Source organism: Bacillus hominis (genome assembly GCF_018332515.1).
In the GTDB taxonomy this organism is placed as follows: domain Bacteria; phylum Bacillota; class Bacilli; order Bacillales; family Bacillaceae_G; genus Bacillus_A; species Bacillus_A hominis.
Genome location: NZ_BOQD01000176.1, coordinates 1 through 13,841, shown reverse-complemented (window position 1 = coordinate 13,841; position 13,841 = coordinate 1). Strand labels below are relative to the sequence as shown.

Genomic DNA, 13,841 nt, shown 5'->3' with positions numbered 1-13,841 from the left:
CTCAATGAGAATGTTCAAAAGACATCGGCGATTCGCATAGCGGACAAACTCCACCAGCCTCGTTCCATGTCTCTTCCAATTCCTTAGTGTAATTTTCAATGTGCTTTTCATATAGTTCCAATGTGCTTGTACTATGACGTACTCTTTGATGCCAGATCATATAGTTTCGTAACAACTCTTTTAATTCAGCTAAATGAGTAACATTGTTCTCAGCATTTGCAATCTGTATTACCACTTCTCTCGGACCATTTAAATGTTCCGCACGACTTTTCCGGCTCATATAATAATTTTGTATATTCTGGTATTTTTGTAAGAGCACACTCATTTGACTTAGTTGTGTAATACTGGTTTCGCATTCTTGTAGTTGATCTGACGCATTACCAGGTACAGATAATCTTTCTACATCCTTACTTGTTTTTTCGTAGCGTTGTTTAACCACGCTATGTTGTACATAGAGTTTCTTTAACTCATCCGTTTTCTTTACTTCCTCTTCAATCACAGCTACATTAATGTTTGCAATTACAGTTAACCTCTCGACCTGTAATTGAGCTTCTTGTAATACTTGACTATACTTCTTATAGTTTTGTGATAAGATAGAAAGCAAAGAATATATTTCTTCGGATTTAGTAGAACCTCGTAACAAGTTACTTACTTCTACTAATCCATCAAATTGTTTTAGTGTTTCAGTCAATGTCTTCTTGGCGGTGGACAGTGACTCGTATCTTTTTTGTAAGTCCAGTAGTGTTTGCAGACGCTGCTGGTCTTTTTCTGTTTCTTCAAGTATTTGTATAAGAACCGGCACCTTTGAGAGTCTCTCATCCTCAACAAACGCTACACGGAATTTTTCAAATGCTATCTGTTGTTGAGTTTGTAGTTGCTGCAGTACCTCTTTCTTTTTATGTAATTCTTCTACATGTTCCATCAAACTTTCAGCTGTTTTTAACTGCTGTACTTTATCATCCACATCCAAGTACTCGAGCAAGTTACCTGCTAATCTCTCAATTTCTTTTTCAGCTAGTAACCTCTCTTGCCTTGCTGCGTATGTATCTTTTGAAACACTTTTTACCGCGAGATCCACAGCTTCTGTTCCTGCTAACTTACCTAGTACTTTTGCACCCGATGATGGTGTCTCACTTATTAAGAACGGAGCTTCGAGCTGAAATGCAAAGTTTAAAGCAGTAACAAAATCCCCAAATGTTTGCTTTGTGATACCAAGTAATTGTTTTACTTCTTCCGGTACCTCTGACTTCTCAAATACACTTCCTGCATCGCCTGGATCCGTTTGGATTCTGTACGATGTTTTTCCTTTTCTACGGTGCTTTGAAATAATAATGCCGTTATCCATGTGAATCGCTACAGTAGCCTGTCCCACTGATTCGTTAACAAAAGCCTCACCTTGAGGTTCGTTAAATGCTATCCAGCGAACCGCTCGTATGATGGATGTTTTACCACTATCAGATGGTCCGGTAATTACGTTCAGCCCATTTCCTAAATTGAAATGGCTATTCGTATGTGACTGGAATCCTTCTACGAAAATCTCATTAATGTTGGCCAACACGTTCACTCCTTTCCGTTAGCTTTAACATGGTGTTTACCGCTTGTTCTTCTGAGCCATTCTTGAAGTAATTTTTACTTTCGCAACATACAGCTTTTACGTCTTTTGCTTTTACTAATCGAGTCGCATAAGTCACGTACCGTTGCATGTGTATCACCTCCTTTCAATTTTTTAACTTGCCTTTACTTCTGTTTTTTTCTTTCTTGTGACCGTTACTTTAACACCTAAATATTTTTCGTATACTTCTTGAAATAGAACTTCCTTTTTCTCTGTACCGTAGTACTCGTTACGGACGTATAAGCCGGATGTCTTTTTCCCCACACTCCTCAGCCCCCTACAGTTTTTTCTAAGTAATGAGGATAATGCTCTAAAAATTCTTCTTTTGGTGGAAATCCCAGTTCAAACGATTGTCTAACTTCTTTTTTACTGGCGCTTTGCAAGTAAGCGGGTAAATAAAAATGTTCCATAGGGAACCCAAGTACAATTGCGATTTGCAAGGCTAATTTTCCTCCCGGATCGCGTCTACCAGTCTCTAAATCTGCTATATGACCAGGAGTCACACTAACCTTATCCGCTAGAGCCGCCTGCGACATACGTTTTTTCCCACGTAAATCCGCTAACCAAGTCCTTTTCATATGTCCACCTCCAGACAACCTTTAATGATTTTTATTATACTGGCGTTTTGCAAGTAAGTAAAGTGATTTTTCAACTTTTTTATGAACACTCATCTAATTTCACTTGCAATATGCGTGTATTTACCATTGTGTAATTGTCCAATAAAGTGTTATCTTATATATAGATAACAACAAAAAAATAAAAAACGTTTTATATATTTTTATAAAATTTATAAAAAATAAAATCGATGAAAAATATAAAAGAGAATTTAACGGGGGTAAAAAGTATGGATATAGGAACTCAATTAAAATTCTTACGAAATAGACGCGGTTGGACAATGCAAGAAGTCGCAGATCGTATTGGTAAAAACGATTCTACGTATAGTGGATATGAGACAAATAAAAGAAAACCAAACGCTGAGGTTCTTGTACAGCTAGCAGACATATTTGATACTACTACAGACTTCATCTTAGGAAGAACAGAAAATCCAAACGGTCTTAACTTTAATGTAAAAGACTTTTTAGATCAAGGCAGACTTCATTCTGATGGGGTAGAAATTACGGATGAGCAAGCTGAAATTGCTAATGTTTTATTAAGACAACTCCTACAAAGAAAGCAGCAATAAGTAAAAAAGGATTAGCCAGATGCTATTCCTTTTTTTGTTGCAATATAGCTGCAATTTGTTTGTACTGTTCCGGAGTAATCTGTCCTTGCTTATACAACTCCTCCATTAGATAATTCATATCACAACTTACTTTTTCAGCTCCGAACAACTCCCTAATTAAGCGTTTTGTTTCTTGTTTGGCCGTCTCTTTTTTCACCTTATTTCCTCCCCTTCATCCTTACCAATTTGTGAAATATGTATCAAGTGGTATATTTTTTCCGAAACTTCCAAAAACGTGACACGCCTATAAAAGACGAAAGACGCTACTATAAGTAGCGTCTTTTTAACTATTCATTTATATTACATCCCACCGGGATCGACCATCATTAATTGTACTTCTTTAGTATGTACAGTAGCTTTTTCTTTACCTAAATCTTTAGTCTGATCTGCACCAGCACCGATAACCCCAATTGATAACGCAAGTGCGCATAATGTAGTGACTAAAATTTTTTTCATTTTACAACACTCCTTCAGTTATTAAAATGCGCTTTGGAAGTTGCGCATATATTATACTTCCCGTTTTTTCAAATTTTTCTAAAGATTCCCTCGCCATAATTGTATCATTTTCAATTCTAGAAAGATAGTACATTTGGAAGGCCGATAGACCTTGATCTTTTAACCTTTCAAAAATTCTATAACCATTTTGCTTATCACCATATAAACACTCATAATAAGCAAGATCACCATCACTAATAAAATCAAAATCAATATTATCTAAATTAAATCCGAACTCAATATATAAAAAGGCAAGAGTCGTTTTAAAAGAATTGTATTTTTGAGTTCCTTTCGGTGAACTTATACCTTCAAGACATTGAATAGCTTTCAAGATATATTTTTCCGCCATTAATGGATTTTCAAAGATATAACTTTCACCTAAACAACAATATGCTGTAGCTTTTACAACTGTGAAATTCAATTCGGAATTTATAATGGCATGGCACGTAGCTCTACAGCTATCAATTTCATTGGCATGCAACTGAGTGTACGCAATTCGTTCCATATGCTGCATGCGTAAACAATCTTTAATATAACCGTTATCCATCTTAGCGACATAAGCTTCTGCCGCGTCCGCGTATGATGACATAGCACTATACCTTTGTCTATCATATTCTGCTGCCATTAGTAATGTATTTAATAATACCTGACATTCCAAATCTGATGAAACACGTGTTTTGTATATTTCCTCCAGAAGACTTTGTCCTTTTTTCCGATTCATATTCCGTTGGTTATATAGATTGTATACATTTAAATATTTACGTACATCTTTTTGAAGCTTCTTGAAATCCGGATCTTTTGTTTCCATTTTGAATTTTTCGATTAACATATCTATAAGATCGTATTCTCCTGCTACCTGGCAATAACTCAATGCTTTTCTTACATTCAAGCTAGTTCCACACTTTAAAATAAAATCTTTAATCCTTCTTGTTTGTTCTATGGGACTTTTATACACATGACGAACCAATTTTTCAAAAACATCAAATTTCATTTCTCCTGTTACAAAGGACAGACCATTTGTAATTGTTGTTCTACTAATACCTGTATCTTTCGCTAACTTTCTTGTACTAATATTATTTGACTGAATCGTGTTATTCAGTTCATTCATCAAAGCCCTCATCCGTATCCTCCTAAATAGAACACAAGACACAGCCCCTGATTTTCTCAACAAGAAAACGTTCCATATGGATTTAAAACTATTTGAAGTGTGATATACTTGAGGCTGACTCATGGAAAGTTTTACCTACATTCGCTAGGGTAAAACGTCACAGTTGTGTTACCGCACTACTGTAACGCCGTGGGTCTTTTTGCTCTTTTTTTATTATTTTCATCTTATCATAAAATTTAGAACATTCGTTTCACTCTTTTCTCAAACAATGTTGAGAAAGTTTTTTCTAAATTTTTAAGAATCCCAACAAGAAACTTCCCCCATTATACTTCAGGGTAATGGGAGACTATTTGTCTTCTCGGTTTATAATTTTTGTCCATATAAGCATACCGCAGATGCTGAAATTCGAGAGAAGAGCAAAGTAAAAATGGAGTCATTATTTACTTCAGCACAAGCATAATTAAACTATTTAGTCATGTACCTAGCTTTTTACTTTCAAAAAAGCTAACTTTAATTATTTGATAGTTCTATTTAACCTTCACCATGAGATCATTACAGAATACATTCTTAATTTCTCTTAGCTCTCGAGCCGTAAACAAATAGGGTGCTAGTACTTGTTCCTAAGTTCTGACACCCTATTATTTGTTCTTATATTTATCTGTTATACAATTCATTCAGGAAAGATTCCAATAGAGACATTCTTAAATAAAGAAAGACCATAATAGTGCAGATAGTTTATACAGTTGCATGCGTGCCCCTATACAAAACTGCTATTGCAACTACTATAAGAATCATCCCCATAAAAGCAGGTGCGGCATGACCAAGTGATACATAAATTTGCCCTCCAATAATTGGACCAATCATTCTTGCCAAAGCTTGAATAGATTGGCTTCCACCTTGAATCCTTCCTTGTTCACTAGAATCGACAGACTTTGAGAGCATCCCATTGAATGAAGGCCCGAAAATCGAGTCACCAAAACCAAACAGTAACATCCCAACGATTAAAAGAGGATATAGGGAAAACAAAGCAGATGCTGCAATAAAACTGTAGCCAATAATCTCCGAAACCATCCCAAGTATTGCTATTTGTTTATCACTAAGCTTGCCCACAAGCTTTGGCATTATAAAAGCTTGTGAAATGATGTCTTGAAAGCCCATAATTGAAAACATAAGTCCGATTAGTGCAGGCTTCCAGCTAAAAGTATCCATCGTAAATTGTGTGAAAATTGCTTGTAAAGATCCGTTAGGTATCCAAAGTAAAAACGCTGAGACGAGTAACCATTTTAAGTTTTTCATAGAAAGTATGTTTGCAAGTTGTACAAAAGGATTTAACCTTACAAAAGTAATCTCTTTTAACCTATTATTTTTGTCAAGACTCTCAGGCATATATTTCATCCCATATAATACATTGAATAAAGTTATGAGCGCTCCAAAATATAAAGGTACAGAATGACCAAACTTTGCAAGTAATCCCCCAAGAGTTGGGCCAATGATGGTTCCTACCCCTACCACCGCACTTACCCATCCAAAGTATTTCGTTCTCTGTTCTGGCGGAATGATATCTGCAAAATATGCGAAAATTGTACTGATACTCCCGCCTGTTATACCTTCTATTATGCGTCCAGCAAATAGTACCCATAAGGCCCCTCCTATACCCAAAACTAAGTACCCGAGTGCAGAACCGAAAAGGCATATTAAAAGTAATGGACGACGACCATATTTATCGCTTAAAGCCCCGAGTGCAGGAGCAGCAAAAAACACGCAAACCGCATAAACAGAGGTCAGTAGCGTAACAACTAGAACCTGTTCTTCCGGACTACTTATATAAGGCTGCACTAAGAATGGCACTACAGGCATAATGATGCTGAAACCTATACCACAAAGAAATACAGAAATAAGGCCGAATATTAAAGCATGTTTATCTATGTTTTTTTCAGTTTCGCTTTCATTTTGTGATCTAAAAATAGACATTTAACTTCTCTCCTTAAAACATTTTATTGCTTCGTCAACAAAATAATAAACCTGTTTTGTTGATTAGTCAACAAAAATACAATAATAAAAAGGTAGCCTTACTATGAACAGGCTACCTTTTTATTATTTAAATGTATCCCGCATGAACGGAAAAATAAGTTAGTTTGCGGGATTAACTACCCGTAAAAGCCCGAATGCTTCAACTTTATTATGACTTAATCTGTATACCTTGTTTCTTTATTTCTGCATCCAAATGCCTACTATACTTTTCCACGAAGCTAATTATACTTTCGAATTCTTCATCAGTTACTTGCTCAAATACGGCTTTATCCCGATCTTGAAACTCTTTGTGCAAGTCTTCATGGATTTTATAAATTTCTTTCCCTTGTTCAGTAAGCCTAAAATAAATTTCTTTCTTATTTTCCGACTTTTGGTAGCTTTCAATAAGACCTTTTTGTATGAGCTTCTTAGTCATTCTACTTATAGCACCGCGAGTCACATAAAAAGCCTCTGCAAGTTGTGTCACATTAGAATCCGCATTATTTTCAATATATTCAATGCAGTGGACTTCAGAAGACTTAAAACCTTTAAGACCTTCTTCCATCTTATCTTTATTAAGCCAAACCAGCTTATTATATAATTCCCTAAAACCGTTCATGACCTGTTCTTCTTTATTCATGACCTGCCCTCCTCTCCTCACCGCTCATTAGCACATTAAAACTATTATATTAAATTTCTGCTTATGTTTCGACAATATTGAAATAATTATTGTAACATTAAAGATATGTGTAAAATTAGGCGCTTAAATAATGCAATTCATTAAACAGCAAATTTTGCAAGTTTATTGCTACTTACAGTAAACGGTAGACAAAAAGTAAGAGCTAAGATTATTTCTCTTAGCTCTTCTTTCATAAAACTATTTCACTTCATTAGCAACAAAAAAGTGCTCACATACACTTGATATACGTTGCAAGTCTACGTTGCCACCAGATATAACCGCTACTACTTTTTTCCCTTTAATATATTGATCAACTTTCCCTGCAAGCAGAGCAGCAGTTGCTAATGCGCCCGCACCTTCTACAACAGCTTTTCCACGTTGTAACAAGTCTTTCATTGCTACTTCCAGCTCTTTTTCTGATACTGTTACAATATCATCCACTAATTCTTTTACAATTTCAAATGTTAATTCCCCTGGTATTTTAACCGCACAACCATCTGCAATAGTAGGTGCCTCATAATGTTCTACAATTGTACCTTTGTCATAAGATGCCTTCATTCCGTGAACATTATCTGCTTGGACACCAATTATATTAATGGATGGATTAAAAGATTTTAATGCGACAGAAATTCCAGAAATAATTCCGCCTCCACCAATTGGTACAATTACAGTATCAACATCCCACATATCATCGAGAATATCTAAACCAATTGTTCCTTGACCAGCCATTACCTCTACATCATCATATGGATGCAAGTATGTTTCACCTGTTTCTCTTATAATTTCCTCACATTTTGCCTTTGCATCATCAAAGGTTTCACCAAATAAAATGACTTCAGATCCATATCCTTTAGTTGCTTCAACTTTCGCCTGAGGTGCAGAAATTGGCATTACAATTTTACTCTTAATGCCAAGTAAATGAGCAGATAAAGCAACTCCTTGTGCATGATTACCTGCCGAACATGCAATAACGCCTCTCTCTTTTTCTTGATCTGTAAGCTGCGACATTTTATTAAATGCACCACGGAATTTAAAAGAACCCGTTAATTGCATATTTTCTAACTTCAAGTGAATTTCTCCACCCGTTTTACTAGTCAAATAAAAAGATTTTACTAATGGTGTTTTACGAACATTTCTATCAAGAATTTTTTGAGCTTTTTTAATGTCTGCTATATGTAATGGTAGTTTTCTAGTTATCATACTAACACCTCTTCCAATGATTTATGATCTACTCCTATTGTCATTCCTCAGTTTTCGTAAGTAATAACTCCTTTATACGCAACCAACTATGTTAAGAAAACATTCGTCATATCTGTACGCCCTTCTTTAATACACACATCTGCAAGCAATTCAACATCCTCTTCATATCACGTTCTTTATAGTGATTAAGGCATGCAATTTGGATCCAGTTATTCTTTTGTAAATATGCTGATTCATAATGGACAATATATCCTTGTAATGCTAATGCATCGCCTACTACCTTAGAAGACTGCCCTTCGTTTAATTGAATAGTAAGAACAATTTGAGCGGCATGATCTTTAGGTGAAACAAGCTTTAAACCCATAGTAGTAATAGCTTGTTCAATATAAGCATACGTCTCTTTTATCTTTTCAAATGCCTCTTCATCTTCAAATCTCTTCAATGCCTCTTGCAATGCATAAATTAAATTCCATGAATGAGAGTATGGAATACTATCATTCATTTCATACATACCAATGTCCATATACGCGGATATTGCTTCGTTTTTCTCTATCATGTGATTATGAAAAACGAAAGATAATCCTGTAAATGATTTAATCGCTTTTCCGCTTACACCACTTGCAAAATATACATCCTTCAAATTTATTGGTATTGCTCCAATTGAGCTTATACAATCTACACATAGTTTCATTTGATACTTTTTACAAAGAGTGTTTAGTTCTTCTAAATTATTTAACATTCCAGTTGATGTTTCATGGTGAACGAACCAAAGCCATTCATAATCTCCATTTAGCATTATTTTTTCTAATTCTGTATAAAGAAACGGCTCTGCCATTTCTTTTTTATACGTATCAAAATGTAAATGTGCACGTTTTGCCTGCTCAATTAATCTATTACCGAACTCCCCATTCGCTAAAACTAGTCCTTTACCTTTTAATGAACTTAACTGTAAAGCAATTGTATCATTCGCTAACGTCCCTGTTCCTAACATAAGTTGTACACGTTTTGCTTTCGTTATTTGAAGTAATCGTTTTTTTACATTTTCCATCGTCACTTGAAATGACTTAGAGCGATGGGAGATAGGCTTAGTAGAAAATGCCTTTTGAACATTCTCTTCAATGTCTACTGGTCCGGGTAAAAACGTATATTCTTTCGTCATAATTCCCCCAACATCCGACTCTTCAAACATAGCAGGTGTAACATACATTGGCTGAAAAGCTGCTGCTTCTGTACCAACTAACGTATAGAAAGGTTTGAATCCCATTTGTTCATATAGAAGCAGCTCACGTGTTGTGGCTGAAATGAGTGCTAATTCATATCCATTTAGAAGCAAATAACGATGTAAAAAGCGAATTAAGCCTAACAGCGCTCTTCCATTGCGATATTCACGTTCTACTGAGAGTAAACGAATTTCATATACTTTTTCTCCATGCTCTTGTAAATAAAAATCTAAATTTGAAATTTTATAATCTAATGAAAATGGTCGTTTTCCTCGCACCGCGACCATACCTACTAAATTCTCACCATCTAAACAAATTAAATATGTATTTTCTTCATGAAATCGATCTATACGAAAACATTCTTTCGTTTCTTCATGCTGCGGAATCTCTTCTACAAATGTTTTATAGTTCAATTTATGTATACTTTCAAATTCCCAAGTTTGATCAGCAACCTTATAAATTAACCCCATATCCTATCCCCTTTCTCTCTCTACTTGTCACTCACTATCTATTTAATAAAAATCATAAGTGGAGATTACTCCACTTATTAAAAGTTCACTTTATTCTCGATTTACATATAGAATAAGTAGAATAATAAGTACACTTAAAATAGTCGTACCAATAGAGTAAGAATAAAAAATCATGCAAATTGGTAAACAAGCGATTGTAATTAACCCTGGCTTAGTAAATCCTTTAAATATTAAATAAAATACAATAAAAATACCTATTAGAGTAAGCGCTATCAAATAATCAAATGCGATTAATCCTCCAATAAATGTTGAAATTCCTTTTCCACCCTTACCTTTAAACAAGATTGGATAAATATGTCCAATGATAACAGCCAATAATGTTAACATTACGAATGTAGCATCTTCAAAAAGGTATTTTGCTATATAAACTACAATTGCACCTTTGATCGCATCACCTATAAATGTAGCGACAAAATACCCTTTTCCATATACTCGCCCCATATTTCTTGCACCAGGATTTCCGCTTCCTTCATCACGAATATCAACGTTATGTCTCCATTTTGTTACTATATAGGCGGTCAATATGTTTCCAAACAAATAAGAAGCCAATACATACAACAACTGCATACTATTAATCATGTAATCATTCACTTTCTACATGGGAATACTTATACAATATTCAATTACTATGCTCATTGTACTTTTCTGACTCTACATCCCTTTATATATTTTAACATCATATTTTTACAAATCATACAAAAAATCTCATTCAGCTATTTGTACTTTAATGTATATTTCCTTCAGTAAATAATATGTTCCTTTCGCTGCCATTTCTGATTGTGATACAAATGTAACTTCTCCCGTACAATTTTTTAAATTATCAATTTCCTCAAATTCACAAAAAACCGCCTAAAAGCCGAAACATTCAACTTTTAAGGCGGTTTTTTCTATTTATTCTTAAACTTCTCTGTCGCTGCTCTCATCTTCACATTCAAATCGTGATCAATGGAGTCACGAATATCACGCTCTACTACTTCCATTTCTTTTTGGAAATTTTGCAAGTATATTTTTAGTTCTTCTTCTTTTTCAGGACGTTGTGATGGTGGTAATTGTACAACTAATGATAACATCGCTGTTAAATCTTTCATTAAGAACGTTTCAAGTTTATGTTGTTGTTCAAACATACGTTGTTCTTGATAGTACGGAAGTGCATTTAATACTGAAATTGTAATGTCATCAACCGTTCTTTGTAGTGAAGGATTAATCGAGCGTTTATATGCTTGAATTGTATTTAATGCATCTGGATATCGATCATAGAAATACAATTTATAAAACGATAAGTCTGTCGGTTTAACAGTTTGCTGTGATTCTTGTCTCAAAAAATCTTTCACTTTCATTGTTGCGATATCAATATCTTCATTCGTAAGCTTTTTCGTTGTTTTTGCCAGCACATGCACTTTTTTCTGCTTTTCTTTCGGTAACATTGAGAAAACTTGCTCTCTCGTACGTTGGCCTGAAGTACAGAAAAGAGTGTTTAAAGTATTTTGTTCTTTTTTCCCTTCTGTACGAATCCAACGATAAAAGAGTGGGTGCTGCGTAAATTCTTGTAAAAACGGTGTTGATTTATTCGATAATTTCTCAATGGAATCTTGCGCTCTCTTATATGGTTTCGTCCATGAAAAATAAAGTTTACGTCCGAAGTATACAACTAAAACAACGACAGTAAATGCGATTAAAAGTAATGACCCTAATAGTAATAATACTCCTTGAATGAAACTCATTTTTTCACCTCCTCTAATGATCTGTTATTTCCTTGGACGCTGAATGAGTTTCTGCTTCATCTCATCATTAAATGTGTCAAGTTCAATTACAAACTTCTTACTAGACTCAATAATACGCTCTGACGATTTCTCAGATGCTTCAATAGCAGCGAATACATTTTGGAATGACTCACGCAATTTATCCATGCTAATTGCAGGGTTTTCAAGTAACTTAGTTGTTTCTTCTGTATTTTGTTTTAATGCTTGTGAATTGCTTAATACCATTGATTCAATCGCTTCATTTGTTGCATTAACAGCATCAATTGTTTTACGTTGATTTGTTAATGCAAGCTGTATTGCAGCGGAAACCGTTACAACGTTTTGCGTCATCGTAATTGCATTACGAATTGCCTCTGATAGCTTTTCATTATTTTTCTTAATGATGTCTACAGATGCGATAGATTGTAATAATACACTTTTTGCTTGTTGCATATTACGAGTACGCACAAGTATCTTTTCTAATGCATCATTTATTAACGGAATATCCCTTTGACGTTCTGGATTTTGTTTCTCAGCTTCAAGCATACCAGCAAGTTTTCTTCCTAAGTATACTTGTTTATCAAGAGCGTGAATCTTATCGTGTGATTGCTCTTTTAACATTTCAAGACCAACCGTATCCTCTTGCAAGTTATCACGGCCAATGAGAAGTGATCTTATAATCTCCTCGATTTGCTTATCTATAGATTGATATTTATGCACGTAATTTTCAAGCGGATTTTTCTTGAACACTTTAAACATAAGTTTCTTCATACCAGTTGCTTTTAATGAGTTTGGGTCAAGTTCTGATACCACTTTTCGTAATTCTAACAATGTATTTGGAATTTCTTCATTCTTTCCATTCATCATCGCTGTCACAGGACGTTTTAAAGCTGATAGCGTTTGTCCTGCCGCTTGCTGCTCTTTATCCCCTAAGTCTCCAAGCTGCGATAATACTTTTGATAAATCTGTATTTTGCTCGCTATTTAACTTTTGTACATAAAGATCTGCTTCTTTATTCAGTTCTTCAAGTTCCGCATCTTTTATTACTGTATCAACTACTACTTCTACATTATTATCTTTCACAATCGATACAGGTTCTTTTTTCTCGAGTTCAGTCAACAAAATCGCTCCTTTATTTATATGTGCGAATTTATGTGCACTATATTTCATCTAATATATCGTATTTCATATACATTTTGCTTGCTTGAAATCGATTTTTCAAGAAATACCTGCTTATGCAGTCATTCCCTGTTTCATAGTATAAGTATACTTGTTCTCGTCATTATTTTCCTCAGACTTAAGACCTAGAGAGTAACATGCTGAAGGCGGATTCTTTACGAATCACCCTATTTATTACCCCCTGCATTCTAATTTTAAATTCAATTTGTCAATCTCCTTCAAATCATACAGCACTCAATCTTTTGACATTTGTTATCTTTCAATGTGATAATGATATTAAAGCTCGCTTCTAATTATTCTTTCGAGCAACAAATGCTCCCTTTTGAAAAGCTAATAACACCGTTTCAAACGTATCATCTTCTTCAATCATCTTTATAAATTCTGCTAATTCCTCTGCATGAGAAGTTGCATTATCAATAACAAGAAAACCTTTTGGCTCTAAAATACGTTTTATATGTTCCCACCACCACATATATTGCGTACGTTCTGAATCTAGGAAAATAAAATCAAATGAATGATCTAATTGCGAATCTAAAAATGCCCCAGCTTCTTGATTGTGGATATCGATTCGCTGTGTAAAATTCGCCTTCCGAAAATTCCCAAGCGCCTCTCCCACCCGTTCTGAAGAAAGTTCTACCGTTGTAACCTTTCCATTTGTTTCTACTACCGCATTTGCTAGCCACAATGTAGAATAACCATTTGAAGTTCCAATTTCTAAAATTTTTTTTGCATTACATCCTTTTACTACAATTGATAAAAATTGCCCCATCTCACGAGAAATATTCCGTAATTTTTCTTCCCGCGTTTTTTTATTTCTATCATGCTCTTCTCCATATTGTTCAAGTTG

16 protein-coding genes and 1 pseudogene are annotated in these 13,841 nt (G+C 34.7%); 2 read left to right on the top strand and 15 right to left on the bottom strand.

Features of this window, described 5'->3' with window-relative positions; all coding sequences use genetic code 11:
• Nucleotide 1: 1 nt before the first annotated feature.
• The 4 genes from KI356_RS17665 to KI356_RS17650 are packed head-to-tail and all read right to left on the bottom strand — an operon-like array spanning nt 2 to nt 2,190.
• Nucleotides 2–1,558 (bottom strand): AAA family ATPase, encoded by a 1,557-nt coding sequence (locus tag KI356_RS17665; protein ID WP_033656670.1) that lies wholly within the window; start codon nt 1,556–1,558, stop codon nt 2–4.
• Complete coding sequence (locus tag KI356_RS17660) at nt 1,542–1,703, bottom strand: hypothetical protein (RefSeq protein WP_001190219.1); 162 nt, start codon at nt 1,701–1,703, stop codon at nt 1,542–1,544. Before KI356_RS17660 ends, KI356_RS17665 begins: the two co-directional genes overlap by 17 nt.
• Before the next feature lie 23 nt (nt 1,704–1,726).
• Nucleotides 1,727–1,876 (bottom strand): hypothetical protein, encoded by a 150-nt coding sequence (locus tag KI356_RS17655; RefSeq protein ID WP_000516901.1) that lies wholly within the window; start codon nt 1,874–1,876, stop codon nt 1,727–1,729.
• Between the two features lie 5 nt (nt 1,877–1,881).
• Nucleotides 1,882–2,190, bottom strand: coding sequence for a helix-turn-helix transcriptional regulator (locus KI356_RS17650; RefSeq protein ID WP_000831891.1), 309 nt, complete (start codon nt 2,188–2,190; stop codon nt 1,882–1,884).
• Between the two features lie 266 nt (nt 2,191–2,456).
• Here KI356_RS17650 and KI356_RS17645 point away from each other — a divergent pair, with 266 nt between their 5' ends.
• On the top strand, nt 2,457–2,795 hold the full coding sequence (locus KI356_RS17645) for a helix-turn-helix domain-containing protein (protein WP_000351123.1): 339 nt from the start codon (nt 2,457–2,459) through the stop codon (nt 2,793–2,795).
• Between the two features lie 22 nt (nt 2,796–2,817).
• On the opposite strand, the gene KI356_RS17640 is transcribed toward KI356_RS17645, so the two are convergent.
• The 3 genes from KI356_RS17640 to KI356_RS17630 form a co-directional block, all read right to left on the bottom strand.
• Entirely contained in the window at nt 2,818–2,991 is a 174-nt protein-coding gene (locus KI356_RS17640) for a hypothetical protein (protein WP_000712296.1), read from the bottom strand.
• Nucleotides 2,992–3,134: 143 nt separating this feature from the next.
• A complete protein-coding gene (locus KI356_RS17635; RefSeq protein ID WP_000723157.1) occupies nt 3,135–3,290 on the bottom strand; it encodes a hypothetical protein in 156 nt (51 codons plus the stop codon).
• A 1-nt stretch (nt 3,291) separates the two neighbouring features.
• Nucleotides 3,292–4,449 carry an AimR family lysis-lysogeny pheromone receptor gene (locus KI356_RS17630; protein WP_001202304.1) on the bottom strand — a complete coding sequence of 386 codons (1,158 nt, stop codon included), beginning with the start codon at nt 4,447–4,449 and terminating at the stop codon, nt 3,292–3,294.
• 379 nt (nt 4,450–4,828) lie between these two features.
• Between KI356_RS17630 and KI356_RS28715 the strand changes: the two are divergent.
• Nucleotides 4,829–4,897, top strand: a pseudogene (locus tag KI356_RS28715) (YkvA family protein); the annotation flags it as partial.
• Between the two features lie 275 nt (nt 4,898–5,172).
• Here the strand turns inward: KI356_RS28715 and KI356_RS17625 are convergent.
• The 8 genes from KI356_RS17625 to KI356_RS17590 form a co-directional block, all read right to left on the bottom strand.
• Nucleotides 5,173–6,408, bottom strand: a complete 1,236-nt coding sequence (locus tag KI356_RS17625; RefSeq protein ID WP_212936027.1) for an MFS transporter — start codon at nt 6,406–6,408, stop codon at nt 5,173–5,175.
• A gap of 208 nt (nt 6,409–6,616) precedes the next feature.
• Complete coding sequence (locus tag KI356_RS17620; protein WP_212936026.1) at nt 6,617–7,087, bottom strand: MarR family transcriptional regulator; 471 nt, start codon at nt 7,085–7,087, stop codon at nt 6,617–6,619.
• Nucleotides 7,088–7,324: 237 nt separating this feature from the next.
• The gene (gene tdcB / locus KI356_RS17615) at nt 7,325–8,326 is read right to left on the bottom strand and encodes a bifunctional threonine ammonia-lyase/L-serine ammonia-lyase TdcB (protein ID WP_212936025.1); all 1,002 of its coding nucleotides are present in this window, start codon (nt 8,324–8,326) and stop codon (nt 7,325–7,327) included.
• A gap of 106 nt (nt 8,327–8,432) precedes the next feature.
• Nucleotides 8,433–10,016 (bottom strand): aminotransferase class V-fold PLP-dependent enzyme, encoded by a 1,584-nt coding sequence (locus tag KI356_RS17610; RefSeq protein WP_212936024.1) that lies wholly within the window; start codon nt 10,014–10,016, stop codon nt 8,433–8,435.
• Between the two features lie 90 nt (nt 10,017–10,106).
• Nucleotides 10,107–10,655, bottom strand: a complete 549-nt coding sequence (gene plsY / locus KI356_RS17605; protein WP_128280048.1) for a glycerol-3-phosphate 1-O-acyltransferase PlsY — start codon at nt 10,653–10,655, stop codon at nt 10,107–10,109.
• Between the two features lie 308 nt (nt 10,656–10,963).
• The gene (locus KI356_RS17600; RefSeq protein ID WP_002119470.1) at nt 10,964–11,797 is read right to left on the bottom strand and encodes a DUF3974 domain-containing protein; all 834 of its coding nucleotides are present in this window, start codon (nt 11,795–11,797) and stop codon (nt 10,964–10,966) included.
• A 24-nt stretch (nt 11,798–11,821) separates the two neighbouring features.
• Nucleotides 11,822–12,934 (bottom strand): toxic anion resistance protein, encoded by a 1,113-nt coding sequence (locus tag KI356_RS17595; protein ID WP_002119468.1) that lies wholly within the window; start codon nt 12,932–12,934, stop codon nt 11,822–11,824.
• A 349-nt stretch (nt 12,935–13,283) separates the two neighbouring features.
• A partial coding sequence (locus KI356_RS17590; protein WP_212936023.1) for an O-methyltransferase occupies nt 13,284–13,841 on the bottom strand: 558 nt, incomplete at its 5' end.

Excerpts from the sequence above, each read along its gene's own strand:
- plsY (WP_128280048.1), bottom strand. The coding sequence starts at position 10,655 with ATGATTAATAGTATGCAGTTGTTGTATGTATTGGCTTCTTATTTGTTT.
- KI356_RS17645 (WP_000351123.1), top strand. The coding sequence starts at position 2,457 with ATGGATATAGGAACTCAATTAAAATTCTTACGAAATAGACGCGGTTGG.
- KI356_RS17610 (WP_212936024.1), bottom strand. The coding sequence starts at position 10,016 with ATGGGGTTAATTTATAAGGTTGCTGATCAAACTTGGGAATTTGAAAGT.
- KI356_RS17600 (WP_002119470.1), bottom strand. The coding sequence starts at position 11,797 with ATGAGTTTCATTCAAGGAGTATTATTACTATTAGGGTCATTACTTTTA.
- KI356_RS17635 (WP_000723157.1), bottom strand. The coding sequence starts at position 3,290 with ATGAAAAAAATTTTAGTCACTACATTATGCGCACTTGCGTTATCAATT.
- KI356_RS17620 (WP_212936026.1), bottom strand. The coding sequence starts at position 7,087 with ATGAATAAAGAAGAACAGGTCATGAACGGTTTTAGGGAATTATATAAT.
- KI356_RS17625 (WP_212936027.1), bottom strand. The coding sequence starts at position 6,408 with ATGTCTATTTTTAGATCACAAAATGAAAGCGAAACTGAAAAAAACATA.
- KI356_RS17650 (WP_000831891.1), bottom strand. The coding sequence starts at position 2,190 with ATGAAAAGGACTTGGTTAGCGGATTTACGTGGGAAAAAACGTATGTCG.
- KI356_RS17630 (WP_001202304.1), bottom strand. The coding sequence starts at position 4,449 with ATGAGGGCTTTGATGAATGAACTGAATAACACGATTCAGTCAAATAAT.
- KI356_RS17660 (WP_001190219.1), bottom strand. The coding sequence starts at position 1,703 with ATGCAACGGTACGTGACTTATGCGACTCGATTAGTAAAAGCAAAAGAC.
- tdcB (WP_212936025.1), bottom strand. The coding sequence starts at position 8,326 with ATGATAACTAGAAAACTACCATTACATATAGCAGACATTAAAAAAGCT.